This is a genomic window from Pseudomonas sp. MYb2 (genome assembly GCF_002979955.1).
Classification (GTDB): domain Bacteria; phylum Pseudomonadota; class Gammaproteobacteria; order Pseudomonadales; family Pseudomonadaceae; genus Aquipseudomonas.
Map to the genome: position 1 here is coordinate 85,741 of NZ_PCQC01000018.1, position 26,473 is coordinate 112,213.

Annotated in this window: 13 protein-coding genes; 3 read left to right on the forward strand and 10 right to left on the reverse strand. The window is 61.2% G+C overall.

Translation table 11 applies throughout. The features are described from left to right. Window positions 1-25: 25 nt before the first annotated feature. The 10 genes from CQ009_RS24115 to gspG all read right to left on the reverse strand — a co-directional run bounded on the left by CQ009_RS24115 (window position 26) and on the right by gspG (window position 23,787). Window positions 26-12,523, reverse strand: a complete 12,498-nt coding sequence (locus tag CQ009_RS24115; RefSeq protein ID WP_105708927.1) for a filamentous haemagglutinin family protein — start codon at window positions 12,521-12,523, stop codon at window positions 26-28. Between the two features lie 221 nt (window positions 12,524-12,744). Further along, window positions 12,745-13,851: a substrate-binding domain-containing protein gene (locus CQ009_RS24120; protein ID WP_038368811.1), complete on the reverse strand. Its 1,107-nt coding sequence runs from the start codon at window positions 13,849-13,851 to the stop codon at window positions 12,745-12,747. A gap of 94 nt (window positions 13,852-13,945) precedes the next feature. Beyond that, window positions 13,946-15,058 carry a substrate-binding domain-containing protein gene (locus CQ009_RS24125; protein ID WP_105708928.1) on the reverse strand — a complete coding sequence of 371 codons (1,113 nt, stop codon included), beginning with the start codon at window positions 15,056-15,058 and terminating at the stop codon, window positions 13,946-13,948. A 454-nt stretch (window positions 15,059-15,512) separates the two neighbouring features. Next, window positions 15,513-16,724 (reverse strand): type II secretion system inner membrane protein GspF, encoded by a 1,212-nt coding sequence (gspF, locus tag CQ009_RS24130; RefSeq protein ID WP_064387720.1) that lies wholly within the window; start codon window positions 16,722-16,724, stop codon window positions 15,513-15,515. Next, complete coding sequence (gene gspE / locus CQ009_RS24135; RefSeq protein ID WP_105708929.1) at window positions 16,724-18,130, reverse strand: type II secretion system ATPase GspE; 1,407 nt, start codon at window positions 18,128-18,130, stop codon at window positions 16,724-16,726. The genes gspF and gspE overlap by 1 nt, the downstream gene beginning before the upstream one ends. 151 nt (window positions 18,131-18,281) lie before the next feature. After that, entirely contained in the window at window positions 18,282-20,651 is a 2,370-nt protein-coding gene (gene gspD, locus CQ009_RS24140) for a type II secretion system secretin GspD (protein WP_105708930.1), read from the reverse strand. Next, the gene (gene gspM, locus CQ009_RS24145; RefSeq protein ID WP_105708931.1) at window positions 20,648-21,193 is read right to left on the reverse strand and encodes a type II secretion system protein GspM; all 546 of its coding nucleotides are present in this window, start codon (window positions 21,191-21,193) and stop codon (window positions 20,648-20,650) included. Before gspM ends, gspD begins: the two co-directional genes overlap by 4 nt. Then, the gene (gene gspL, locus CQ009_RS24150) at window positions 21,186-22,364 is read right to left on the reverse strand and encodes a type II secretion system protein GspL (protein WP_105708932.1); all 1,179 of its coding nucleotides are present in this window, start codon (window positions 22,362-22,364) and stop codon (window positions 21,186-21,188) included. The genes gspM and gspL overlap by 8 nt, the downstream gene beginning before the upstream one ends. Beyond that, window positions 22,361-23,320: a type II secretion system minor pseudopilin GspK gene (gene gspK, locus CQ009_RS24155; RefSeq protein ID WP_105708933.1), complete on the reverse strand. Its 960-nt coding sequence runs from the start codon at window positions 23,318-23,320 to the stop codon at window positions 22,361-22,363. Before gspK ends, gspL begins: the two co-directional genes overlap by 4 nt. An 8-nt stretch (window positions 23,321-23,328) precedes the next feature. After that, complete coding sequence (gene gspG, locus CQ009_RS24160) at window positions 23,329-23,787, reverse strand: type II secretion system major pseudopilin GspG (RefSeq protein WP_007918211.1); 459 nt, start codon at window positions 23,785-23,787, stop codon at window positions 23,329-23,331. Between the two features lie 147 nt (window positions 23,788-23,934). On the opposite strand from gspG, the gene gspI reads away from it, so the two are divergent. From gspI to CQ009_RS24175, 3 genes are all read left to right on the forward strand, one after another. Then, window positions 23,935-24,321: a type II secretion system minor pseudopilin GspI gene (gspI, locus tag CQ009_RS24165; protein ID WP_105708934.1), complete on the forward strand. Its 387-nt coding sequence runs from the start codon at window positions 23,935-23,937 to the stop codon at window positions 24,319-24,321. A 513-nt stretch (window positions 24,322-24,834) separates the two neighbouring features. Then, window positions 24,835-25,971: a polymorphic toxin type 44 domain-containing protein gene (locus CQ009_RS24170; RefSeq protein WP_105708935.1), complete on the forward strand. Its 1,137-nt coding sequence runs from the start codon at window positions 24,835-24,837 to the stop codon at window positions 25,969-25,971. Further along, window positions 25,958-26,350 carry a hypothetical protein gene (locus CQ009_RS24175; protein WP_064387729.1) on the forward strand — a complete coding sequence of 131 codons (393 nt, stop codon included), beginning with the start codon at window positions 25,958-25,960 and terminating at the stop codon, window positions 26,348-26,350. The genes CQ009_RS24170 and CQ009_RS24175 overlap by 14 nt, the downstream gene beginning before the upstream one ends. The last annotated feature ends 123 nt before the right edge of the window (window positions 26,351-26,473 follow it).

Sequence of the window (26,473 nt, forward strand, 5' to 3'; positions counted from 1 at the left end):
CCCAAACGTACTGCACGAGAGTCTTTTACAGCGTCAGTTGCCCGCGCTCCTCTTCGGTCAACTGCTGTTTCGCCTGTTCATCCAGCGCCCCGGCGCCCAACACCTGCACCGGGCTGTCCGGGTTGTAACCCGGCGCCGGCGCGCGGCTGGCACCATCGCGGGACGGCGCGAGTTGTTCGTTGCCGAAGCTCAGTACCTGCACGGTGAACACCGACGCCTGATTCTGTCGCGACGCCGCTTGCTGCTGACGCGCCACGTCTTCCGCCGCTTGGGTGGCCGAGGATGCAGCGGAACTGGCCGAGGTGATCGCGCCGGTATTCACTGCCGAGACCACCGGTACGCCGGTCGACTTGCCCTGCACCGAAATATTCGCGGCGTTGACCACCGTCAGCGCGGCGATGTTGACGTTGCCCGACACGCGAATCCCCGCCTCGCCGGCATCGATGGTGCCCAGCGGCGCGATCAGGTCGATGTCGCCCGGTTTCACTTCGGCAATCGGGTTGAGCGTAGCGATACCGGCGCCGGTGCTCGGCACCGACGGCGACAGTGTGACGTTGCCCCAGGTGTCGTAAACACGTTTCGGCGGGGTGTAGACCACCGTGGTTTTCGAGCCGCGACCGGCGTTGATGTCGCCCTCGGCGGACCAGCCGAGAATCGAGCCACCGAAGGTGGTCATGATCCGGCTCTGGCCGAGCAAAATGCTGCCCTGCGAATAGAGCTGAATGTTGCCCGAACCCTGAGTGATGATCCCCGCCGTCGAGGGTGGCGCCGCGCCTTCGATGCCGAATACCTGACCGCCACCCGGTGTGAGCATCTGGATGTCGCCGCCGAACAGGGTCTTGACCCCTGCCCCGCCGTACAGCGTGATATCGCCGTCGTAGCGAATCGGATTGCCGGCCACATCAGTGCTCGGGAACAGCGCCGCAATCGCGTTGCGACCGCGCAGATAACTGCCAGTGCGCGGGCCATCGACGTCGTTGTATTCCAGACCGCCGGCACGCAGTTCAGCGAAGTACACCTGGCGGGCGAAGATTGCCTGTTCGGCGCTCGGCATCGCGGCGTAGAACGCTTGCGCCTGTTCGGCATTACCGCTGAAGCCATAGCCGAGGGTCAGCCAGCTCTGCAACTCGTCCAGGTAGGTCTTGACCACTTTGCCCGGCTGGCCGTTGAGAGAGGCCTGCGGATCAGCGAGGTTCCGCGGGTTCAGGTAACGCGCGATGAACCGTGAGTAATCCAGCCCTTGCGCGCCTGTGCCCGCCTGCAGCACCACACTGGCGCCAGGCCGCTGATCCCCGGCCACCAACGAACCCAGGCTGGTGATGCTGGCACGGTCTTCCATGAGGATGTTGCGCCCGGCATTAATGTCCAGCGTACCCGGGCCGGCAATATCGAAGCTGCTGTAAAGGATGTCGCGTCCGGCCGACACCCGCGATACATCTCGCGGGTCGTTATGAACGAACAGGTTGCCGGTCGAGGTGATGACTTCCTGACCCACGCCCATCTCATCGGGCCGCACGGCTGTCGGTTGGCCCAGGTTGGTCCCGGATGCCACGATGTCACGTCCGGCAACCATCCAGACCGGGCCTGTTGCTTCGTACCACGTGCGTTTCGAGTTATCGAATCTCAACGTCTCACCACTGCGTATCCCCACCAGATCGCCGGTCAAGGCATAAAACCTTGCGGGTCCCTGCACGTCATTCAATCCGGAATAGCTGTTGGGGCCAAAAGCGAACAACGGATAACGCGAATTGGCGTCAGGCTTAACACCGTCGCTGGCGTAGTTGCTGTTGAGGGGCTTCTGGACCCTACTGCTGGCGAAGGCTTGGAATGCCGGTTTGAAAGGCGTGGCAATGGCCAGTGGGCTAGCGCCGGATTGATTGATCGCATAGCCACCGGCATAGATGGAATCGCCGGCCAACAGTTCGAGTTGTCCGGCTGTCGAAGGTGCCAACAACAGTGAGTACGCGGTAGTCGGCGCTGCGTTGCCCTCGCCGTATGTTGCCGATGGACCGGCATAAATCGACCCCTGAGCCGCCACAGCCCGAAGAATCGACGGATAGACAAAGCGTCCATCGGTGGGCGAGGTATTGGCGCCGCTCACCGGGGTGAGATTGCTGTCGACCTCCGCCAATTGAGTACTCGGCGTGAGATTGCCACCGGCAGAAAACAGATCGATGGCGGTGTGATCGGTCCAGAGCGAGAAGCCGCTCAGGATGCCGCCGATACCCATATTGCCGCTGCTATCGAGCAGTGGCGAGGCATTGAACAGACGCACCCGACCGGGATCGGCCGCGCCGCCCAGCACCAGATCACCCCGGGTGTTGAGGCTCATGCCCGAGTCACCTGGAATCAGCACCAGACCACCGGACGCGTTGCTGGTGGTCGAGGTGAAAGGATCCAGCGGTCGGGTTTCACGGACATCATGCGACTGTGAAAGGGCACCGTATTGCAGATTGATGCCGCCCAGTGCCCCGCCCGTCAATTGCGCCGCCCCGCGCAAATTGATCAGCGCGCCTTGCAGGTCGTGCCTCGGCGCCCTCGTCCCATTGTCTCCGGCCCGCGCTTGCAGCGATGGGTTCAGCGCGCCGCCGATGCGAATGTCCATATCGCCACCGCCGGTCATCTGCACACTGCCATCGCTGGCTATACGACCCGTGCTACCCACGGCAACGATAAGCCCTTGGCTGCGCGGATAGTTGATGGCATCGCCCAACGGTTTGAGCATACCGGCGTCACCTCCGGCACGCAGGCTGATATTACCGCCGCCCAAGGTGCCGAAACCGGTGAAGCCGATCAGGTACGGTTCGGTATTGCCGTCGGCTGTCATCAACTGAGTGGCATAACTGCCGAAGTTGATCCACCAGGCGGTGGGTACATCCGGATTGCCTGTGCCTTGGCGCCACAGCCAGTTACCCACTGACGCGCTGGCAATCTGCTCACGGAAACCGCCACCCGACGAGAGCGCCTTCTTGCCTACTGAATCGGCGGAAACCGAGCCCCCGGCGTTGATCGTCAGGTTGCCACCCAACTGCGGATACCAGGCTTGATACAAGCTGTCCGCGCCACCGTTGACCCATTTCTCATAGTCAGCACCCGCCGTGCCCAGCACCGAATCGCTGTCCGAGAGATGCCCGCGTTTCTGGTTATAGAGCGGATCAACGTTGGCTGACTGAGTGCCTGCGGTATACACGCCGAACGGCGAGTCCATGCTCAGGTTGCCGGCGGCGATCAGGTCGAGATCGCCGGTACCGGTACGCAGGACGCTGAACATCTGGCTATGAGCTTTGGCGGTTGTGCCCGGATTATTGCCGATACACAGGTTCGGGTAGATGTCACAGAGGATCAGCGCCTCTTCAGGCACCGGCTCGTAATCCCCCCCCAACCCGCTGCCGGGCGCCCAGACCCAACGCGCCATCGGCTGACAAAGTCCCGGAATCAAATCGCACATGAACAACTGGTCATCGGGCACAGGGTTATACCCCGGCAGATCGTAGGGATTGCCTGGCGCCCAGACCATTGTTCCGGTACCCGTCGTCACGGTCACACCGTAATGAGCATCGGCCAGGCGCAGATTGCCATCGGTCAATACCGGCTTCACCGCACGACTGTCAGCGGCGCCAAGATCCGCCCCCGCCACCACGCGCATCGACCACGACGCACTGCCCGAAGGCAGCAGGCTCGCCAGCGCCCAATTCTTGCCTTGCTGGTCGCCGGTAAACGGACGCAGTTCGATCAGTGAAGTGCCGTCGGCCAGTTTCACGTCGGTCATCGACGGAATCAGCGAACCGCGCAGCAAGTCGAGCGATCCACTCAATCTCACCCCGGAAGTGCTGCTCAGATCGGCATCGTAAACCGCTGGCAACGGCACGCCTTTGGGCCAGTTCATGGCTTGCAGGTTCGTCGCTTTGTTCAAGCGAATGCCGGCACCCAAACGGCTGTTCGCCGGCACCGTCACACTGTCACTGAGCAACGTCCCCGCCGCGTACAGCAGGTTGCCACTGGCATCATGGATGGCCCCGGCCAACACGGTGCCGGCGCTAAAGGTATACGCCTCAGCCAATACTGCCTGAGTCGGCAGCAACGTGCCGCTGGCCAGCACCGCGCCCTGAATTGTCACGTCGTAATTGAGCGTGGCGCCGATCGGGAACTGTGTCCCCTCAGCCAGCGAAACACCGCTGCCCGGCACGATCAGATCACCGCCGAACGGCTGCACACCGGCAATCAATTTCCAGCCGGCATCGTCCTGAGTTTCCGGCGGCGGCGCGAAACCGTCGTTGATGCTGCCGTAAATATCGAGGTTGCCACCCGCGCGGATCACCAGGTTGCCGGCCTCACCGGAACCGTACACCGCCGGGTTCAAGCGCGTGTGCGGATTGAGGCTGGCGTAGCGATAACCGGACAAGTCCAGATCGCCCTCCACCACCAGGTCGCCGTCGGCGGTTTTGCTGGCGATTTCCACGCCCGGACGCAAATGGAATGCATCGGCGTAGGCAGCGTTGTTCAGACCGGCGAGTTTGCGTTGCAGCAGATCGCTGTTGCCCAGCGCCGCATTGATGAAGGTGTTGCTGTCGCCATGGATGCTATCAAGCATGGCCTGATCGATCACTTGATACGGTCGGCCACTGACCGCTTGATCGACGCCATCGCGGGCATCGGTGTAGCGGCGTGTAGCGTTGAGGCCAATGGAGCGAGCGCCCTGAATGGTCAACGCACCGCTGGCGTCGATGGCGATGTCATTGCTGCCCAGACGCGGCGCGTTCAATTCCAGGGTGCCGCGCAGCATTCCGTCGTGTTGACCGGCGAGGAAACCGGGCAGCGCATCGGTGCCGTGACGCAGGTCGATGCGCGCGCCGGACGCCAGCGTGAGCACGCCCTCGCCGGAATTGAGCTCCACCGTGGCGCGGTTCGGCGCATCGATGATCTTGCCGTAGCTGTCGACGCGCAGGACTCGACCATGGGCGTCGAGCACGCTGTTGCCGGCCAGCGTCAGAGCGTTTTTCGCCGCCAGACGAATGTTGCCGACGCGCTCGCCACTGGCGTCGATCAGACCGGCCACCGTCAGGCTACCGTTGTCCACCGAGACATTGATGTCACCAGCCTTGAGGCCATCGCCGATCACAAGATTGCCTTGCTTGAGCTGCAAACTGCGGCTGCCGAACACCTGTCCGGCGTTCAGGCGTTGATTGAGCGCGGCAAACTGCGCCGTGGCATCCCCGCCGAGGTTTTGCGCGCGAATGTCCACGCTCCCGGCCTTGTAAGGCACCAGCGTGCCGCCGGCATCGTAATAACCGCTGCTGCCGCCGAGGATTTCACCCTGCAAATCGACTGTCCCGGCAGCGTCGCCCAGCGCGGTGGCCGTGAGGTTGCCGGCCTGATGATTCTTCGCCGACAGATCAATCCGCGAGCCCGCCGCCTGCCGGATATTGCCGTTGGCGCTGTACAGCGACACGTCGCCGCCCCAGCTGTATTTATTCACATCGTTGAACGGCAACGTACGCCCGGCCATGTCCAGCACCGCAGCATTGCCAAGGGTCAAATCGCCTTCGGACTTGACCGTCAGCTTGCCGCTGGCCAGGGCGATACGGCTATCGAGCACGATGTTGCGAGCCTCAAGGTTCAACTCGGCACCCAGCGCGTCCGCCACCCCGGCCGCCCCGCCACCGCTGAGCGTCAGATTGTTGCCAGCCTTGAGCACACTGACCGACGCCGCTTCACCGGTAAGCAACGGCGTACGCAGATTCAGGTTGCCGCCGCTGTAGCGGTAACCCTTGACCGGGTCGTAAGTGCCCTGCTCCTGATATACCGCGAGGCTGCCCTTGTGGTTGGCGGTGATGCGGTCGCTGGCGGTCAGGTTGACGTTGGCAAAACCCAGCGCCAGACGATTGTTCTGATCCAGGCCGCTCGCTTGCGGCATCGAGTCGTAACCCAACTCGATACGTTGCGCCTGAATGTCCAGCGTGCCGCTGCCCGTACCGGCGCCAGCGGTGATCACGCCGCCAGGGCTTTGCGTGGCGCCGTTCCAGATGAAATTGGCGGTGCGGATGCTCGCCACATCGTTGGCATTGCCCAAGCCATAGATCGCCGGAGTGACCAGCACCAGGTTCTGCAATTTACTCTGGCCGGTCTGCGGATCGAGAGTGTCGAGGCTCACGTTGCCGTAGAAATTGAAAGCATCGCGAGTGGTCAGGCTCAGGGTTTCCAGCGCCGGTGCGCCGTACTGCGTATCGCCACGCAGCAGTCGATTGAGCACGTTCTGGTTGAGCATCAACCCCGCCGGTACGCGACTGCCTGCCGCTGCCAGTGCTTCGGCGCTGCCGGCGTTGACCGAGCCGACCGAAAGCGCCAGGTGGCGCGTGCCGAAACGCACCGCTTCGTCGAGTTCGAATTGATTATCCGTGGCGGCCGTCAGACTGCCGTCCGAATAAAGGATCGCCGGGTTGCTGCACACAGCCGTGGTGCAGACACCGATGCGGATCCTGCCACCGCCGGAAATGCCGCTGGCCGCTTTCGGCGCCAGAACATGAGTCCAGCCGTTGGAAGCCAGCAACAGGCTGGATTGGTCAGGCTGATAGAAATAGCCGGCCGTTGAGTCGTAGGCCACATCGCCGCGTCCCAGGGTATTGATCCCCGCTCCCGCCTCGACCGTGATGCCACCAAGGGTCGACGTGGTGCGCAAGAGCACTTCCGGCGCTGACAGGATCGCCCCTTCACGCAGAACAATGTCTTTGCTGGTGCCAAGGAATCCGATGATGTTGGCCGAGTTGCCGTACATGACATTCGGCATCGCTCCGATGCTCAGGCGTCCGGCGTTGAGGTTGTTGAGCGTGTCAGCGTAGACCGAGACGCCATCGAAGTCAGCGGTTGGCGCATGCCCTGCACCAAGGATTTCAAAGTTCGCGCCGGCATTGCCCCCGCGCAGTACGGCGGTGCCGGTAAAGCCACCCTCGGCGGCCTTGAACAGCGCCTGCCCGTTGAACTGCAAAGCAATGTCTTGTTCGCCACCGGCGTTCAGACGCAAGTCCAGCGTCTTGCCGTCCATGGGTGCCAGCGCACGCGGCACGCCCCGTCGCGCGGCATCGCTGTAGATGAACTGGGTCAAGCTGGTTTCGTTGTATTGCGAGTAGCGGCGCAACATATCGGCAGACGTCAGGATCACCTGACTGGCGAGGCTGTCACGCAAAGCGGTATTGGCAATCGACATCTGCCCGCTGCTGGTCCAGGAACCGTTGCGCAGTTGTAGCGCAGGCGTCGTCCCGCTCGGCGTCGCCTGAGCATTCACTTCAACGCGGAATGCCCCCGGCAACAGGGCAAAATTGGAGGGCAGCAAGGTGTAAGTACCGGCTGCCAGACCGGGCACGCCGGCGCCAAGGGTGATCTGCTGGCCGACCCGCGGATCCACTGCAGCGGCCTCTGCCACCACCGGCGCATACACGCTCTGATTACCCGGCACGATGGCGTAGACCGGATTGCTCGCAAGCCCTGGCAAGCTGAAGGTGCCGTCGGCGGCATTGCGCACCAACGGATTGAGACGGGCATCGGTGGAGCCGCCGCGCCCTGAAACGAAACCGGCGCCGCGAAGATCACCGCCACCGGACAGATCAAGAGTCGCACCGCCCTGTACATCGATGTATTGCGAGTTGACGACCACGCCATTGGTTTGGCCAGTGATGCCATTCAAGATGACCGACTTGTCGTTGTAGCGATAGTCGATGCCGTCGGTGGTGCCACCGTAAGGCATGACCAACCCGGCGGCGCTGACCGACGTCATGCTGCCCGGCAACAGGCGCACCTCACGTGTGGCGGTCAGAACATCGTCACCCAGGGTAATCAGGCCCAACGGTGCACGGATCACCCCGCCCTGCTCGATGATGCCTGCAGTCAGGCTCAAACTGCCGAATACAGAATAAGGCACCGCCGCAGGTGCCACGCCGCGACCGCTGATCCGCAGGGTGTGTTCGTTCGCCCGGTCGGCGCCCTGATAGCCGGCGCGGACGTCAGCCTGCACGCCCGTGGCGGGGTAGATTTGCGCCGCACCGAGATTCAAGTCTCCCGGGGTCCACAGGCGGGTTTTTTCAGCACGGTCATTGGGCGCGAGGAAACGCAGGTCACCGATGCTGTCGAGCGACACCAGGCCGAATGCCCGGCGGCTGTATGCAACGGCAGGTCCTTGCTGTTGCAAGATCGCCCCCTGCGTACCGAACGACAGCCCGTTGCCGACATCCAGCAGGTTCGCCGAGGCATTGAACGTGGCCTGCGACAATCGGTTCGTGGGATTGAGGGTCACCCGTGGCCGCGTCATGGTGGGCGCTTCAAAGTAAGTACCGACACCGGACAGGCGCAGGTACGGCGCGCGCAAATCGATACGTGCCGCATCAGTGGAATTTTCTGCCAGCGAGAGCGCCCCGGCATACAGATTGAGGCTCTGGTTCATGTGCAAATTGACGTCACCGTCAAACGACAGCAAGCCGTTGCTCAGCAGACTCAGGTTGTCGAAACCGCCGGCCATCAACTCATCCGCGCTCAGGCGCGTCTGGCCGTAGCGCAAACTGTCGGCGCCCTCGCCCGGCCGCAAACTAGCGGACAACCGCGCGTCGCCGGGGCCTTGGCCGATAATGATTTCCCTCGGCGCGCGCACCGCATTGCTTGCCGAATCCAAGTACAACGGGACCTCAAGCGCCAGCTCCAGACGCCCACCGGCAGCGCCGACACCTCCGGCCGCCGCACGCAAGCTGCCCTCCACGAACACGCCGTTGTAGGCACTCAGGCTGATGCGCCCGCCATCGGTTGCGACGCGGGTCGGCCCCTGACCGGCGATATCGACAACCGCTTCGGTGCCGGACGCATCGAGTCGAGCCCCCTGACGCACGATGACATAGGCATCGGCCGCTGTGGCCGTCGCCAGTTTCGTGTCTATTTCGCCGCCGATGATGATGCTGCCGCCCTTGCCGACCTGACCGTACGTGCGCCCCAGAACATCAATGGCCGTATTGGCGCGTCCGGCGACATCCAGTACGGCCTGCTCGCCGATCCAGATCGAACGGTTGTGCGCAGTCGAATCCGCCACTTGATTGGAGGTGCCCGGGTTGATCGCGCCAAACTGTTGCTGACGAATATCAATCGTCCCGCCCCAGGCATTCAGTTCACCTTCGACCGTGATCTGCCCCGCCCCGCGCAGCTTGATGCTCTGCCCCGGATCGACACTGATGCGCGAACCACGGCCCAGGGTCAACGGGCTGTTGGCGGCATCGATCAAGCCGATCAGGCTGGCGCCACCCTGCAGCGTCAGGCTGGCGCCGGCGCGTTGGGTCAGCAGGCCCTTGGTCGGGTTCTCCTGGAACAGCGTCGGCGTCCACAACTCAAGCGCCGTTTGCGGATCGACACCACTGACCTGATTCGGCGCGGCATCACCAAACCGGAACACCGGCAGGGTGACGTCAATCGCGGTGCCTTCGGCAACATCCAGCCCGCTCAGGCCGATCAGGTTGTAGGCGGAAAAACCCTTGCTGAACAGATCGCCGGACAGTTGCAGGGTGTTGTCGGCCAATGCCTGGTCGGTCTGGCCAACGAGGATCTTGTTGGCCTGCACCGTCAGCGTGCCGCCGCCCGTAACGCCGTAGCCACGCAATTCACCCGCAAGGTCGAGATGGGTTTTACCGGGCGCCGAAATCGCACTGGATTCCAGCGTCAAGTCGCCGCCCTTGCCACCACGGGTCTTGCCGTTGGCCAGCACAGCGCCGCCGGAGGACACATCGAGCAGACTGCCCGCGCCGATATCGATATCGCCACTGCTGCGGACCGATACCAGGCCGCCATTCAAGTACGCGAGGTTCGCGCCATCGTCCGGGTTAGTGCGCAAATTGCTCCACACGCCACGCGTATCGAGTCGCACACCGTCGGCCACGTTGACCTGCGTCGCCTTGTCGGCCTTGGCCGTGAGCCGAGTGTCGGCGGTATCGCTGGAGAGGAATTGATTGAGCACGTTGCCCAGGCGCAGGCTACCGCCACGCGCAGTCAGGTCAGCGCCGATCTGCACATCCGGGGCATACAGGGTGATGTCGCCACCGTTATCGACCGTCAGTGCGCCGTCGACGACGACCTGATCCTTAGCCGCCACTTTGAGCGCACCGAGGCGCACACCATTGAGTTGATCGTTATCGAGAAACAACTTGCCCTTGCGTGCATCGGACACCGCCCCGGCCAGGTCCAGATCACTGCCGGCAAGCGGACGTTCGCCGCCCATTTGCACCTGGTCCAGCGTCGGATTGAGCGTATACAACAAGCCACTCGCCGCAGCGACGTAGGTCGGCTCGTAACTGCCGACGATCAATTGCGCTCGCCGCGCCAGTGCTGTCTGACTTTGTTCATAGCCGTCGAGCACCGGTTTCGGCGCCTGATTCTGCCGTTCGCCCTGATACACCTCGCCGATCATTTGCCCGTCGAGTACCGCATTGGCAGTGGCGATCACCAGTTGCCCGGCGTCGCGGCCGACGGTGTAACCCGACTCGAACCGTGAGCGCGGCGCGATCAGCGGGTTGTAGAAATAGCTCGTCTGGCCCCAGCGTTCGCTGCTGTCCTCATAGCCTTTGTACAACCCGGTGTAGAGCAGATCGCCCGGCGCGCGCGAGACTTCGTAAAGTTTGCCGTCGGCACCGCGCAGCCAGCTCTGACGAATCTGGCCGCTCTGCACATCCAGCGTGCCGCCAGACAGATTGATCAGCGACCCCTTCTCGGTGACCACGTCGTTACCGGCGAAACTCACCGTACCGCCCTGGGCCATCCACTCGCCGATGCTGTGGCCCTGGGTGCCGAGGTAGCCGCCCACTTCCAGCAAGCCACCCGCCGTGTACCAGCGATCCGTGGCATAGCCGTTGGTGCCGGCCGGCACGTAGACCAATTCGCGGACATCGACCCAGACGTCGTTGCTGTTGAGCGCGCCCTTCTCGCGGTTGATCGACGCGTCGCGCTGTTCGTTGCCCTGCACGTTGATCTTGATGTTGTTGTTTTCCATCGCGACCTTGACGCCGAGGGCGCCGGACACATCGATCATCGCGCCGTCGCGTACCAGACTGCGACGTTGCGCACTGACCGCGACCTGGCCGCCGGTGGCCAAGGTAATCGAGCCGTTCTGGAACTCGACGCTGCCGCCGCTCTGGATCTCGATGCGCGATTGATCGCCACGGATGCGGTTGTTGGCGTTGACGCCGGTCAGCGCGGCGTCACGTTGACTGTCGAGCGCCGTGAGGTCGCTGCTGTCGAGCATGATTGCCGTGGCGCTGCCCTGCCCCAGCGTGACGCTGCCGGTGCTGTCAGTGCTCGGGTTGAGCAAATGAATTGTGCCGCGCGTGGACACCGAAGTGCTGGCGAGCAAAACACCGTTCTGCACCACCTCATGACCGGCCAGGGTGATGTCGCCGGTGGCGGACTGAATCAGCCCGTTGTTGGTGACTTTGCCGGCAACGGCCCCGGCCTTGAAGCCCGGCGTGACCTCACTGCCAAACGTCGTCGAAAAGGTATTACCCTCAGTGCCCGAGCCTTTGCGAATGTAAAAGCGATCACCAGCAGCCAACACCGTCTGCCCTTTGGCGGTACTGATGCTGCCGTCGTTCTGCACTTCGTTGCCCAGCAGTAACGCATAGCCACCGGCATCGGTGGACACCGCCGGTTTGTGTGTCTCGATGGACGCGCCGCGCTCCACCAACACCTTGCCAGCCGCGTCGGTGAACGTCGGCTGAGTGCCGGTGCTGTCGAAATACAGCCCACGGTCGCGGAACTGGATATCGGTGATATTGGCCGCCGCCGCCACCAGGTTACGCACGTTGACCTGGCTGCTGCCGCTGAAAACGATGCCGTTGCGGTTGACCAGCATCACCGTGCCGGCGCCCTTGATCTGCCCCTGAATCTGACTGGCCCGCGCACTCGGGTCGTTGACCCGGTTGAGCACCGCCCAGTTCGCTTGCTGAGCGAATTCGACCGTGGTGTTGCGCCCGACGTTGAAGGTTTCCCAGTTGAGGATCGCCTTGTCTGCGGTCTGCTCGATCTTCACCGTGGTCTTGCCGTCAGCCTGAGTCTGCTGTGGGCCCTTGGCGTTCTGCCAACCCTGGGCGAGGCTGTTATCGACTTTCAAACCGCCCTCACCCAGACCGTCCGGCACAAACTGCACCGTGCCCAAGGCGGCAGCACGGCCGGCCGCCTGCGCCGCTTGTTGCGCGGCAATCGCGGCAACGGTGTTGTTCAACGTCTGGATCGAACGCTGCAACTGCTGATTGGCCTTCTGCTGTTGAGCCAGCGGCGGTGTCATCCCCGGCAAGCCGCCCATGCTCGGACGCGCCGCCGCAGCTTGCTGCGCTGCGCCCTTGGCAGCAAACCAGCTCGAACTGAACGCCGTCTGCGCCTGCGCACTGCCCGCCACCAGACACAACGCCACGGCGTGCGCCAACGGCTTGAGCAGCCACAGCGTCGGCTCCACAGCTTCACGCTTGGAGGACAGAACACGGGTACGACGACGGGATGGGCGAGCGAGCATCACTACGAGATCCTTTTTTGATTGCCACACTTGGGTGGCCAAAGCTGCCGCAGGCCTGCAAAAACCTGCTGTTACGACATAGGCCGTTGGCGAGGGCCGCGACCGAACGGATGTCACACAAACTTCATGTTAGGGGAGTAATTGCGAGCACGATGGCTGAGTGCCAGAACCGAAAATGGCAGTGGCGAACGCAGCTGCCATTGGCTCAACGAAGGCGTATTTCAAAGAGGTCGACCGATACCGTTACAAATGGACGGGTTGTTGATATCGAGGTTTTCGCCCGAAGTATTCGTAACAAAGTTGGCGATCACCGCCTCTCTCATTTTGTCCGCCATACCCACGAAACCATGAGCACGGTTGGAAGGCACATTTCCCGGGTAGCTGTAGTGCTTGCTGAGAAAACTCTTGATCTCGCTGGCGACCGCGGCATCCTTGTAACACTGAGAGAAAATCAGGTTGGACGTCGCGGAAATCGAGTAACCGCTGCTGGGTTTGGCAATCACTTGCCCCCAGGCTGACGGTTCAACAACTCTGGTTGGCGGATGCAAAACAGGCACCAGTGCCAAAGTCGAATCAGCGAGTGTGGGCAGAACGCCGTTGATCCGAGCGACTACGGCATTGTTCTTCACATCCAGACCATCCGGCCCCAGATAGCCGATGGAACCATCAACACTGTTGACCATCGCATTGACATCGCCATCCGCGCCGACACTTACCCAGTTTGAAGGTATCGAGGAACCCGCATTGATGCGCGCACTGGTGAAAATAGCGTTGGTCGAAAACCGGATCGGGCAGACCGCGTTCAAATGACGACTGAGTACTTCAGTGCCGCCACTCGAATAGCTGGGGTAAACAAGCCGGATTGGAGTGCTGTCACTCGTGCCCAGAAGCGCTCCCCAAGTGGTAGCAGCGCCGGACATCGCGTCGCACAGTTGCGCCGAGGTCAGATTCAGAGCGGTTTGACCTGCCTTTTTATAAACAATGACCACCGGGGTAACCACCGACGGAATCTGTATCAAAGGCCCATAGGCAGAAGCGAGGGAAGCGTTGTAAGTTGCAATTTCAGTAGCGGTGAGAATCGACTCGCTCGCCGCAAAATGTACCGTCCCGGTCGTCCCGAATTGTGCCGCGTTGTTGGTTAGAAATGCAGATTTACCAATACCGCTTCCCGTCGCTGCATAGCTGAAACTGGCAGGAAAAATACTGTCAGATGCCCCTTTGTAAAGCTTGGCCGGGATGGTTGCGCCGCCCCCGGTAACGGCCCCTGCCGAACTCGACACCAGTGCTACGCCTGATAACACCGCGACCATCATTCGCTGCTTGAACATACTCAACCTCCTTATCAAGTGCCCTCCGCACGAGGGCAAAAAAAATGGCAGCCCCGAGGGGCTGCCATTCATACCGCTGACTGAACCAACCGACTTACAAAGGACGACCGATGGTGTTGCACACGGTGGTGTTGTTGATGTCCAGGTTGTTGCCCGACGTGTTGGTGATGAAGTTGGCGGTTACAGCGTTTTTCCACGAATCAGGCACGGCGACGAACTTGTGCGCCTGAGTCGCCGTGTTGTTGCCCGGGATGCTGTAGTGAGTGGTCAGGAAGGCCTTCACGGAAGCGGCCACGGCTGCGTCCTTGTAGCACTGACCGAAGATGAAGTTGGTGTAGGCAGCGAGTTTGTAACCCAATGCCGGGTTAGCCACCACTGGCGACCAGTTGGCAGGGTTGGCAGCCTGGGCTGGAGTCGAAGGAGCCGACACCGAAGACAGTGCCAGAGTCACGTTCAGCGAAGTAGGCTGAACACCGTTGACGCGAGCCACAACAGCGTTGCTGGTAGCGTCAACACCGTCCGGACCGACATAACCGATCGAACCGTCAACCGCGTTCACGGTAGTGGCGACGTCGGAAGTGTTAGCGACGCCGACCCAGTTCGACGGCAGTGCCGAACCGGCTGGCAGACGAGCATTGGTGAAGGTGGAGTTGGTGGCGAACTGGGTCGGGCAGACCGAGTTCAAGTGACGGCTGAGGATTTCCGAAGTACCGCTGGAAACGTTGCGATAAACCACGCGGATCGGGGTGGTGTCAGCCGTGCCCAGCAGAGCGCCCCAAGTGGTTTTAGCGCCGGAGAAAGCATCGCACAGCTGAGCGCTGGTCAGGTTCAGAGCAGTCTGGCCGGCCTTTTTGTACGGGATGGCAACCGAAGTGGCCACCGAAGGCAGTTGGATCAGCGGGCCGTACGAAGCACCGAATTCGGTGGTGTAGGTGCTGAGTTCCGCAGTGCTGAGGATCGAGTCGCTACCGGCGAAGTGCACGGTGCCGGTGGTGCCGAAGCCAGCAGGGTTGTTCTTCAGGAAAGCAGTCTTGCCACCGCCGCTACCGATGGCGGCGTAGGAGAAGTTGGCTGGCAGGATGCTGTCGGCAGAACCTTTGTACAGAGCGGCAGGCAGCGTTGCACCACCACCGGTAACGGCCATGGCTTGCGCGGAAGCCAGAGCGGCGACGGTCAGGGAAGCTGCGATCAGAGTGCGCTTGAACATGAAGAATCTCCTTTTCAACTGGTTTGTGAACACAGGTTTTCGGGGTTGCTTGCATGACACTGGGAAGACTCACCGGGGCCCTCGCTAGCGTTGGCCTTGGTTAAGTCGCACTGAGAAATTCGCAGTTTCCGGTGACAGATAAAGGAAAAAACCTCGGGAGCTGTGAGGCGTTTCCGAAGGGATTTTCTCGGGTGTTTGTTGGGGCCGGCGAAGGGTCTGGATCAGGGGTTTGGCGGAATCGGGCTGGAGCCGTTGGCGGGTGGTTGCAGATGACAGAAAGGAGAACCCGAGGATGGTTCTTTTGAGGGTCGGGTGATGCTGAAGCCCTGGAAAAAAGATTGGATTATTTGTTGCCCTGACTGGCCCCTTCGCGAGCAGGCTCACTCCTACATTTGAAATGCGTACCCCTGTAGGAGTGAGCCTGCTCGCGATGAGGCCCTGCGCAACAACACCACTACTGGACCAGCTGATTAATCTCAATGATCGGCAACAAAACCGCCATCACAATCACCAGCACCACCCCGCCCATCACCACAATCATCAGCGGCTCAAGCAGCGCCGTCATGCCCATCGCCCGCCGTTCGATATCGCGGGACAGGGTTTGCGCCGCCCGCTCGAGCATCGGTGGCAACGACCCGGTTTTCTCGCCGCTGGCAATCAGGTGAATCAGCACCGGCGGAAACACATTCTCCACCCGCAACGCCGCCGCCAGGTTCACACCCTCGCGCACCTTGGCCGTAGCCTCAGTGACGCTCAAACTCAGGCGATCATTGGACAACGTCTGCCGCGCCGCCTCCAGCGCACGCAACAACGGCACCCCGGCGCCGCCGAGAATCGCCAACGTCGAGGCAAAACGCGCGGTGTTCAGACCGAGGATGAAGCGCCCGAACAGCGGCAATTTCAGCACACGATGATGCCAACTCAAACGAGCCGCTGGATTGCGCAGGTACAGACGCCAGCTCCAGAACGCGCCTGCGATGATCGCCGCACACAACCAGCCCCACGCCCTTATGAAATCACTGGCGTTGAGCATCGCCAACGTCAGCCCCGGCAAGTCCTGCCGCGCCTGAGAAAACGCGCTGACCACCTGCGGTACCACATAACTGAGCAAGAAAATCACGATGCCGATCGACACCAGCCCGACCACGCCCGGATAGATGAACGCGGTGAGAATCTTGCCGCGCAGGTTGTTGCGCTCCTCGATGTAGTCGGCCAGCCGTTCCATGACCTGCGCCAGATCACCCGATTCCTCGCCCGCCGCAATCAATGCGCGATAAATCTCGGGAAAATCCCGTGGCCGCGCCGCCAGCGATTCCGCCAGACGCATGCCACTGCGCACATCCGCACGAACGGCACTGAGCGTATGGGCGATGTGCTTTTTTTCGGCCTGTTCGACCGTGGCACTCAGCGCTGCTTCCAACGGCAGACTCGCGCCCAACAGACTCGCCAATTGCCGCGTGGCCCAAGCCAAGTCGTTGTCTGAAAGCTTGGCGCTGAACAGTCCACCGCCGCCGTGACTGGCGACGTTGCTTTCTTTGCTTACCGACAGCGCAGTCAATCCGCGTCCACGCAAAACACTGAACGCAGCGCCTTGGCTGTCCGCCTCAAGGTGCCCGGATTCAATCTTGCCGGTCGCGTCGGCGGCTTCAAAACGATAGCGATTCATCAGGCGTCCCGTGTCACACGGAGGATTTCTTCAGGGGCGGTGGCGCCGCTGCGGATCCAGCGCTCACCGTCCTCACGCAGGCTGAACATCCCGGCTTTCGCCGCTGATGCGCGCAAGGCCTGCTCCCCTGCCCCTTGGTGAATCAGCGTGCGAATGTCGTCGTCGATGCAGAATAATTCGTGAATACCGGTGCGGCCGCTGTAGCCGGTTTGATTGCACGCTGGGCAGCCGACCGGGCGCCAAGTGCCCGGCGCCGTTGGGTCTTCTTGCTTGCACTGATTGCACAGGCGCCGCACCAAGCGCTGCGCCAAAACGCCGAGCATTGAAGACGCCAACAGAAACGGTTCGACGCCCATGTCGATCAAGCGGTTGACCGCCGAGACCGCGTCGTTGGTGTGCAAGGTTGCCAGCACGAGGTGACCGGTCAGCGAGGCCTGCACGGCGATTTGCGCGGTTTCGAGATCGCGGATTTCGCCGATCATGATGATGTCCGGGTCCTGGCGCAGAATCGCTCGCAGCGCCAGGGCAAAAGTCATGTCGATCTTGGCATTCACCTGAATCTGGCTGATCCCCGGCAAGTCGTATTCCACCGGATCCTCGACGGTGAGGATGTTGCTGGTGCTCGCATCGAGTCGCGCCAGTGCGGCGTAGAGGCTGGTGGTTTTGCCGCTGCCAGTGGGGCCAGTGACCAGGACAATGCCGTGGGGCTGGCGGATCAGGTGATCGAGCTTGGCCAACACCTGCGCGTCCATGCCCAGTGTTTCCAGATGCAGACGCCCGGCCTGTTTGTCGAGCAGACGCATCACCACCCTTTCACCATGCCCGGTCGGTACGGTGGAGACACGAATATCGATCGGCCGCCCAGCCACGCGCAACGCGATGCGACCGTCCTGCGGCAGGCGTTTTTCGGCGATGTCGAGTTGCGCCATGATCTTGATCCGCGACACCAGCGCACCGTGCAACGCCTTGCGCGGTGAGACCACGTCACGCAGGGTGCCGTCGACCCGATAGCGCACCACCGAATGGGTTTCGAACGGTTCGATATGGATGTCGCTGGCTTCATCGCGCGCGGCTTGCGTCAGCAAGGCGTTGATCATGCGGATCACCGGCGCGCCGTCCTGAGTGTCGAGCAAGTCGGTGATTTCCGGCATGTCCTGCATCAGGCGGTCGAGGTCGACTTCGTTTTCCGCAGCCCCAACCACCGCCGCTGCACTACCAGTGTCGGCATAAGCGGCTGCTAGCAAACCATCCAGCTCATCATCACGCACCCGCTGAATCGTGGTCGCACCAAACTGCCGCCGCGCCTCGCTGATCGACCAGCCCGGCGTCGACGGGCACACCGTCAGCACGCCATCGCACAAAAGAATGCGCTGCGCCTTGGCCCAGGCGTAAGGCAACACACTCATCTCATGCCCTCCCCAATTCCTGTAGGAGCTGCCGAAGGCTGCGATCTTTTGATCTTTGGCCGCGTGGGTCCGTCGAAGAGCAAGATCAACAGATCGCAGCCTTCGGCAGCTCCTACACGTCGGTTTTCCAGATCAAGAGGTGATGTCGGCGTCATTGGATGGGCACCGCTTTGATAGTGGCGCGCGGACCCGACCCAGGTAAAACCGCCGGCACACCCTGCGCCGCCGTCGGCAACTGCGGCGCCTGCATGTCCGGCATCGCCCAGCTGCGCTCGGGCTGCAAACCGCCCTGGGCGCGGCGCATGAAGTCGTAACGGTTGAGGGTGATGCTGCGCCCCGCTTCGCTGTCGCGGATGATGTACGGACGCAGAAACACCATCAGGTTGGTCTTGGTAATCGCCCGACGTTCGTTGCGAAACAGCGCGCCGATGCCCGGTAGGCTGCCGAGCCATGGCACTGCGTCGTTACTCTGGCTGTAGCCGTCCTGCAGCAAACCACCGAGCACCATGATCTGACCGTCGTCGAGCAAAATACTGGTGTCGATTGCACGTTTGTTGGTGACGATGCCCGTCGATGTCGCGCTGTTGGAAGCGCGTTCGTCGATGCTGCTGACTTCCTGATAGATATCGAGCTTCACCGTGCCGCCCTCGGAAATCTGCGGGCGCACATTGAGCTTCAAACCGACCTCTTCACGGGTCACGGTCTGGAACGGGTTATTGCTGGTGCCGCCACCGCCAGTCACGTAACTGCCGCTGACAAACGGAATGGTCTGGCCGACAAAAATACTCGCCGCTTCGTTATCGAGGGTCAGCAGGTTTGGCGTCGACAACACGTTGGTGCCGCCCTTGCTCTTCAACGCCCGGGCCAGCACTTTGAGGTCAAGAATCTTGCCGATCCCGGGAATGTCCACGGTGCCGTTGACGTAGCCGAGGTTCAAGCCTTGCGGCAGCACATCGATGCTGGTCTTGCCGTTGACGTTGATCCCCGAACCACCTAGATTCGCGCCGCCGATCACGCCGTTGCCACCGAGATTGCCGGTCTGCCATTGCACGCCGAACTCACTGGCATCGTCCTCGCCGACTTCGACGATCAGGCTTTCGATGACCACTTGCGCGCGGCGCTGGTCGAGCAAGTCGATCACCTCACGCAGGTTGCGATACACCGGCTCCGGCGCGGAAATCAGCAAGGTGTTGGTGGTGGCGTCAGCCTGAATGGTCACCCCGCCAGCACTGAAGGCGACGTTCTGCTCGCTGCTTTGCGCACCGCCACTGCCAGTTGCGCTGCCATTGCTGCCCTGAGCGTAACTGCCGCCCGTGCTGCCGCTGCTGTTGGTCGATGTTGTGCCGCTGGTTTGCGTACCGCTCTGGCCGTTCTGCCCAGCGCTGCCGCCAGTACTTGCACCCATCGCACTGAGCACCGAACGCGCACTGTCGCTGGTGCCGCTATCGCTCTCGCCAGTGAGCAACCCACGCAACGCCTGCGCCAGTTTCGCCGCTTGCGCGTTACGCAGATAAACCACGTGCAGATTGCTCGGATTGCTCTGCGCGTTATCCAGCTTGTAGATCAGGTTGCGCGCCAGTTCCGTACGCTCCGGGCTGCCAGAACGAATGATGATGGTGTTGGAACGCGGATCACCGATCACCGCTATTTTCTGCGTCGGATCATTGCCTGGCGCATCCAGCAGCTCGGCGACCATCGGCGCGATGTCGGCAGCGATGCCGTTCTGGATCTGCACCACATCGGTATCGATCGCACTGGGCGAATCGATGCTGGCAATCAACTGCGCCACACGGTTGAGGTTATCGGCGTAATCGGTGACGACAATGGTGTTGTTGCCCGGATACGCGTTGATCGGGTTGTTCGGCGACACGATCGGACGCAGCACCGGAATCAGGTTCACCGCGTTCTCGTATTGCAGCCGGAACGTGCGCGTGAGCATGCCGTTGCCCGCAGGCTGGTCGGCGCTGTAAACCGGCCCGCCAAGCAATTTGGCATCAGCTTCGGGCACCACATGCGCCACGCCGCCGACATCGACCACGCTGAAACCCTGCATGCGCAACGACGCCAGCAGCATGTCGTACGCCTGCTTCGCTGGGACCTGACCTTCCGAGACCAACGTCAGAGTGCCCTTGACCCGTGGATCGACCAGAAACTGCCGGCCGCTGGAACGCGACAATGAACGCACCACCGCTTGAATATCGGCATCGACGAAATTCAGCGTCACCGGTTGATCGCCCAGTGGATTGCCCAGCGCCGCGCTGCTCGGTGCAACGGCGCCCGTACGTGCACTTTTGCTGATGTTGTGCAGTTGCTTGGGCGCTGGACGCGCCTGCGCTTGCGCCCGTTCGCGATCGGCCACCGCATCGCCGCTGCGCTGGGTATTGGCCAATGGCCGACCGAGTTCACTGTCGACCAGCAGCGGCGGTTGGTTTTGTGGCGCATTGGTGTTGCTGCACGCGCTCAACGCCATCAGCAACATCGGCAACGCCAGCCGTGCCGGTTTGGATCCTGACCCCTTCATGAAGCTTCCTTAGCGCCCAGCGCCTGATCCATGCGAACGGTGCCTGACAAAGTGCCGGCAGTGACTTCGGTCGAGGGGTTGTCTGCGCGTTGCAAACGGGCCTCGACCACTTGCAGAGAAAGTTGTGCCGGGTTGCTCAACAGCCAGTCGAGCACGGCGTCGGCCGGCGCCGCGTCGAAGGTCAACAACCAGGCGCCCTGTGCCTCCTGTAGTTGGTAATGCCCCGCCAAGCCACTGGCCTGAAGGGTTTGCTCCAGCGACTGCGCCACGCTTTGCCCGGCCGGGCGCACGCTGACTTCGCGCAGCAGCACTTCCAGCGCTTCGGTCTGGGCGCGCAGCTTTGGCGTTTCGGTTTGCCAATAGGCGATTTTCTTCAGCGGCGGCTGGATCAGCGCAACCCACAGCAGCAGCCCGATCAGCGCGATGGCCATCCCAGCGACCATGCGTTTTTCGCGCAGCGCCAACGGCTGCCAACGCGCCTGCACATGAGCGTTGAAGCGTTGCCACTTGGCGCGGTACAGCGCGAGCGAGGCCTTATTCATCTTCTTCTGCTCCGCCGCTGTCATCGCTGTCGCTTGGGGTGGCTTCAGTGGCCGGACGCAAGGTCCAACCCTCGTCGTCTGCCGTGACGCTGATACCGGCCTGGGCCAAGGTGCTTTGCCACTCCTGATCATTGCCGCCGCGACGGGCTTCACTCAGCAGACTCAACTGCAACGCGCCGTCGACAAACGTCAGCCGCTCGACACTGCCGGCCATCGACGGCATGCCGCTGCCCGCCTGCAACACCAGACGATTAAAAGTCTGCGCCGGATCATCCGCCGCGCCCTTCTGCCGCGCCGCCAATTGCTGACGCGCCTGCTGCAACGGGTTGAGGATCACCGGCAACTCGGGGAAGGCCTGCTTTACCCGCAGATTCATCTGGGTTTTCAGTTGTTGACCCTGCCCGGCCTCGCGAGCGGCATACAGGTTCAAACCGATCACCCACACCGCCACGGCCAACGCTGACAGGGCGATCGCCCTGCCCCAGCCGCGATGCTCGGTTTGTTGCTGCTGGACCGCGCCATGCAGCCCCCAACCCGGTAGCGGCCCGGTCCAGCGCTGCGCATCGGTCATCGGCAATTCGGCACCCGGCGGCGGTTGCTCACCGATCCAATGCAAAGTGACACCCGGTTCCCACACAACACTGTCGAGGCTGTCATCAAACAACGGCTGCACCCGCGCCGCTTGCACGCTATCGCGCAACAACAAATGCCCGTCCTGCACGCAAGCAACGGTGCCCGGCAGCACCGGCAAACTAAACGGCGCCGGGTAGAGACCGCGCAGGTGCAGCCCAGCACTTTTCAGCAACTGAGCAAAACCCAACAAGCGCTGCCGAGGCGCCCAAGCGATCTGCACCTGCCCGGCCTCGTCCCGCGAACTGTGCGCGATGTGCATCTCGCTACTGTCGCCGAGCATCAACGCCTGCGCCGCACACTGCACCGCTGCAACGATCTTGTTGGCGGGCAGCGGCGGCAAATCGAGACTCGCCAACAGGCTGTCAGCCGGGTGCAGAAAACACACCAGCGGCGGCAGTTTCGACTGCTCACTCAACTGGCTCAGACTGAGGCGTTCTTCGCGCATGACCTGGCCCTGACGATCCAGCCAGGCGCAATGCAATTCACTCTGTAAATCCAGCTCCGCCAAGGGCGGCAACGCCACTTTCAACTGGCTCATACGCCCACCCGCGACCAAATCACCTGCGGCAAGCGGTCCTGGCTGCGATGCAACAACGCCTCAAGACTGACCCGCCGCTGATCGCGCCGCGCCTCGCCGCGCAGGCGAAACCAGTCACTGGTGATGCCGACCTTGACGCTGGTCAGCTCCAGTTGCGGCATGCGCAAACGGTTAACGAAATCGCCACGGTTGATAAACCAGCGCCCGGCATCGCGCTCGGCAATCAGCACATTGGCGCGCTCCAGCGACAGCCCCGGCACATACGCGGCCAACACCGGCGCGGTGGCGGTGTTGCCGTTGAGCCAGGTCGTCGCGGGGATCACCGTCAGGTACGGCGCCAGTTTGCCCATCACCGCCTCATTCACGCCGTCGACACTGCGCAAATCATCAAGGCTGCGCAGCATCGGCATTGTCGGATTCTGCGGTTTGCGCGAGGCATTGGGCGAGGTCGCACGGCCGCTGTCGAAACCACTTTTCGGCGCCTCGGCCATCTGCGGATTCAGCAGTCGCGGGTAAGAGGCAATCACCCGCTGACTGATGCGCTGACTCAACCCGGCACTGACCCCGATCAACTCGCACAAGCGCTGAAACGCCGCGACCTGCGCCTCATCAACCCGCTCATTGGCCACCAGATTGCGCAAGTTGAACTTGCCCTGTTCATCCTCCAGCCGCCCTTCAAAACCTTGCGCGGAGAGACGCTGCGCCCACGGCTGATCGAGCCGGGTCAACGGATCGCGCTGACGTGCATCCCACAACAATTGACGGCTGATCTCCAACCCACCCAGCACCAGCCAACGCCCCTGCACACGCTGCTGATCCGCCTCCAGCGCACGGGTCGACACGCTCTGACGCGTCAACATGCCCGCCGCAATCACCGCCACCACGGCCGCAATCAACAACGCGCTGATAATCGCCATGCCCTGTTGCTTCGCCCCCTCAGGCGAGCGGCTGTTCATGGCCGGCCTTACAACTGCCAGGAACCGATATCGGCATTCACGCCGTCGCCGTCAGGCTGACCGTCGGCACCGAGGGAAAAGATGTCGATCTCGCCATTGGCGCCAGGGTTGAGGTACTGATAAGGACGCCCCCACGGATCGTTCGGCAAGCGTTCCAGATACGAGCGCCAATTGCTGTTCTTCGCATCCGCCGGCCGCTCCACCAACACCTTCAGCCCCTGGTTCATGCTCGGATAAGTGCCGTGATCGAGGCGATACAACTTCAGCGCCTGCATCAACCCACCAATATCCTGCTTCGCCGCCGTCGCCCGCGCCTGATCCGGCCGGTCGAGCACTTTGGGCACCACCATCGCCGCCAAAATCCCCAGAATCACCACCACCACCATGATCTCGATCAGGGTAAAACCCTGCTGCCCACGCGGCGTGCGCAACGGTTGCTGAAGCGATTTGAAAGGTGCGATATCCATCTCGACATACCCTGGCTTGATTCGATTCGACGCGCAGTGTTGCAAGAAGATATGTCAGTGATGTTGAAAATCCTCGGGTGTTTTCGTCGTCAAGCCGTCAAGGACGCGGGTTAGCGTCGAGGGCTGGGTTTTGGTTTTGGGCGGTTTATGCGTGCGCGTTCGCGGGAAGCGGGTTTCACGTTGATTGAGGTGCTGGTGGCGCTGGCGATTATTGCCGTGGCGATGTCGGCGGCTGTGCGGGTGGCGGGGTTGATGACGCAGAGCAGCGGGGTTTTACGGGATCGGTCGGTGGCGATGATTGCGGCGCAGAGTCGGATGGCGGAGTTGCGGCTTGAGGGTCGGTTGCCGGTTGGCATGAAGGCCGTTGAGTGTGATCAGGGGCGGTTGTTGTTGCGGTGTGAGCAGGTGATTGGTGCAGCCGAAAATGGGCGGTTGCTCAAGATTGGTATTCAGGTATTTGACCGTAATCAGGATGCTCCGCCGTTGGCCAGGCTGGAGACATTGTTGTCACGAACGGAAAGCCCCTCACCCTAGCCCTCCCGAAACGTCGGACCGCCCAGAGGTAGAGGGGACCGATTCGGGGAAATTCGAGAGCTACACCGACTTGAACGTCTTTCGTTGAATCCAAAATCGCCAAGCTCACAAAGCCAAATCGAAGGCCCTTCACCAAAGCCATAATCGCTACGTTCCTTCACCGAACCATAATCGCCAGAATCTTCCAGGTCGACGTACCCCGCAAGACACCTCGGTCGGCCCCCTCTCCCTCCGGGAGAGGGCTGGGGTGAGGGCCGCGTCCACTCACGCAGCCTCCAGAATCACCAAAGCCATAACCGATAAGGCCCTTAACCAAAGCCATAATCGCCAAGGTCTTCTAGGTCGCCGTACCCCGCAAGACAACTCAGTCATAGAAAACAACTGACACGGAAAAGGGAGATTTTTCAACAAGGCTTTTAGGATTTGTCTTGCAGCCATTTTTTGAGCTTCCCGGTAAAGTCAGACTACCGCAGCCATAAGCTGGCACGCCTCGCAACGATTCAAGGACGATACATGATTGCTTCTGCACGACTGGGTAATAAACATGTCTGCCCTTTGCCCGGCCATGGCACTACCCCGATTGCCTCCGCCAGTGGCGACGTAAATATCAACTTTATGGGCTCCGCCCGCGTTGGTGATACATGTGGGTGTGGCGCTGTAATCACCACAGGTTTCTCATCGATTCAAGTGAATGGCCGTCCTATGGCCCACCTTGGCAGTCCTACCAGCCATGGTGGAACCATCATCACCGGGTCAGGCGATGTAGGTGGCGGGTTTGTCATGGGCGATGCTGGCGGTGCATCCATCATCAACTTCATGGCACTGGGAGCGTTCCGCCCAGATGGGACCGTGGACGATGAAAAGATGGCGACCTTGCTCGCAGATCCAAATTTGACAGAGAAAGCTCTGGCGGCGAATGCATTGGTAGATCCGCAAGCCAGTACCGAAAAACCCGAAGCGAAGACAGAGCCGGAAGCACCTACAACGTGCAAAGACCCTGACATGATGGAGCAACTGGCCAGTTACATCGCCGATGAGATGAACCGCAATATCAATGACCCAGCAGTCTTGGAAATGAAAGAATTAAACAGCTTCGATCCTGAGGGGGAAACCAAGAAATTCATAGAGCTTCCGCTCTACCTACGCCTAGGGCAGGCCCCCCAGTTTTACAGCATGGCACTTGGAAAAAAGGCGAAGGCTTTCGCCATCTGGACGAATAAGGTGGGACAGGGTCAGGATTGGGATCACAAGCCCAAATTGGCCAAACTATTTGGCGCACCTTGGCATAAACAGGGGCCGTATGACTTCTACTACGATATCTGGTCGAACATCCATTATGGGTACGTCGGCTTAGCCGGTGGACTCTCTGACAGCGTGCAGTTGGATGGCGCTGGAGTTGAGCAAATAGGATCAGACAGTTGGCGCTTCCTCAAAGACCCCAAGAGGTTTGATGGCCCACGAAGGACAGAAGGTGTCGAAGGGATGCGAGCATGGGACGATGCGCCTGATAGAGTGTCGATCATCCTCGGAATGGAACTCTACAAGGAATATCCGAACAGCGGTGTCACTGCACAAATCATCATGGACAAGGTGTTGGCCGTGCCAATTGCTGACTGGGGTACAGGGGTTCAAATACATGTCTGCAAGTGAAAATAGACCACGACATATTGGCCGGTGGATAGGGCTATTTCTCATTGGTGCTGTGGCGTGCTGGTACATAGCTATACCGCGAGTTGTCGTTTACTACTCAAAAGACGGCACCAAGAACATTAATTACGTCCTGAACACACAGCACACCATCGTTCGCGGTGAACTGCTGCCGGGAAAAACAACGGGTGATGCGGGACATATCTTTCCTGACGATGAGTTCTTCATGCGTCTGGACTGGTGGAATGCAAAGGGCCAGAACCGTTGCATCAGCATTACTCCCCAGTGGCCGACAACGGAAATTCATATTGACCGTAACGGCGAGATTGACACCAGTGAAAGCAGTGGCACTGATGGAACGCGATTGAAGGTTTGCAAGTAGGATTTAGCCAAGCTATAGGTGGCTGCTTTCGGCCCAGAGTACGTAAAAACGGTTTCGCAAACCCTTGCTGTGATTTCTGAGGATGTTCATCGTTTCGAAACTTATCGCGACTGGAGAGCCAGC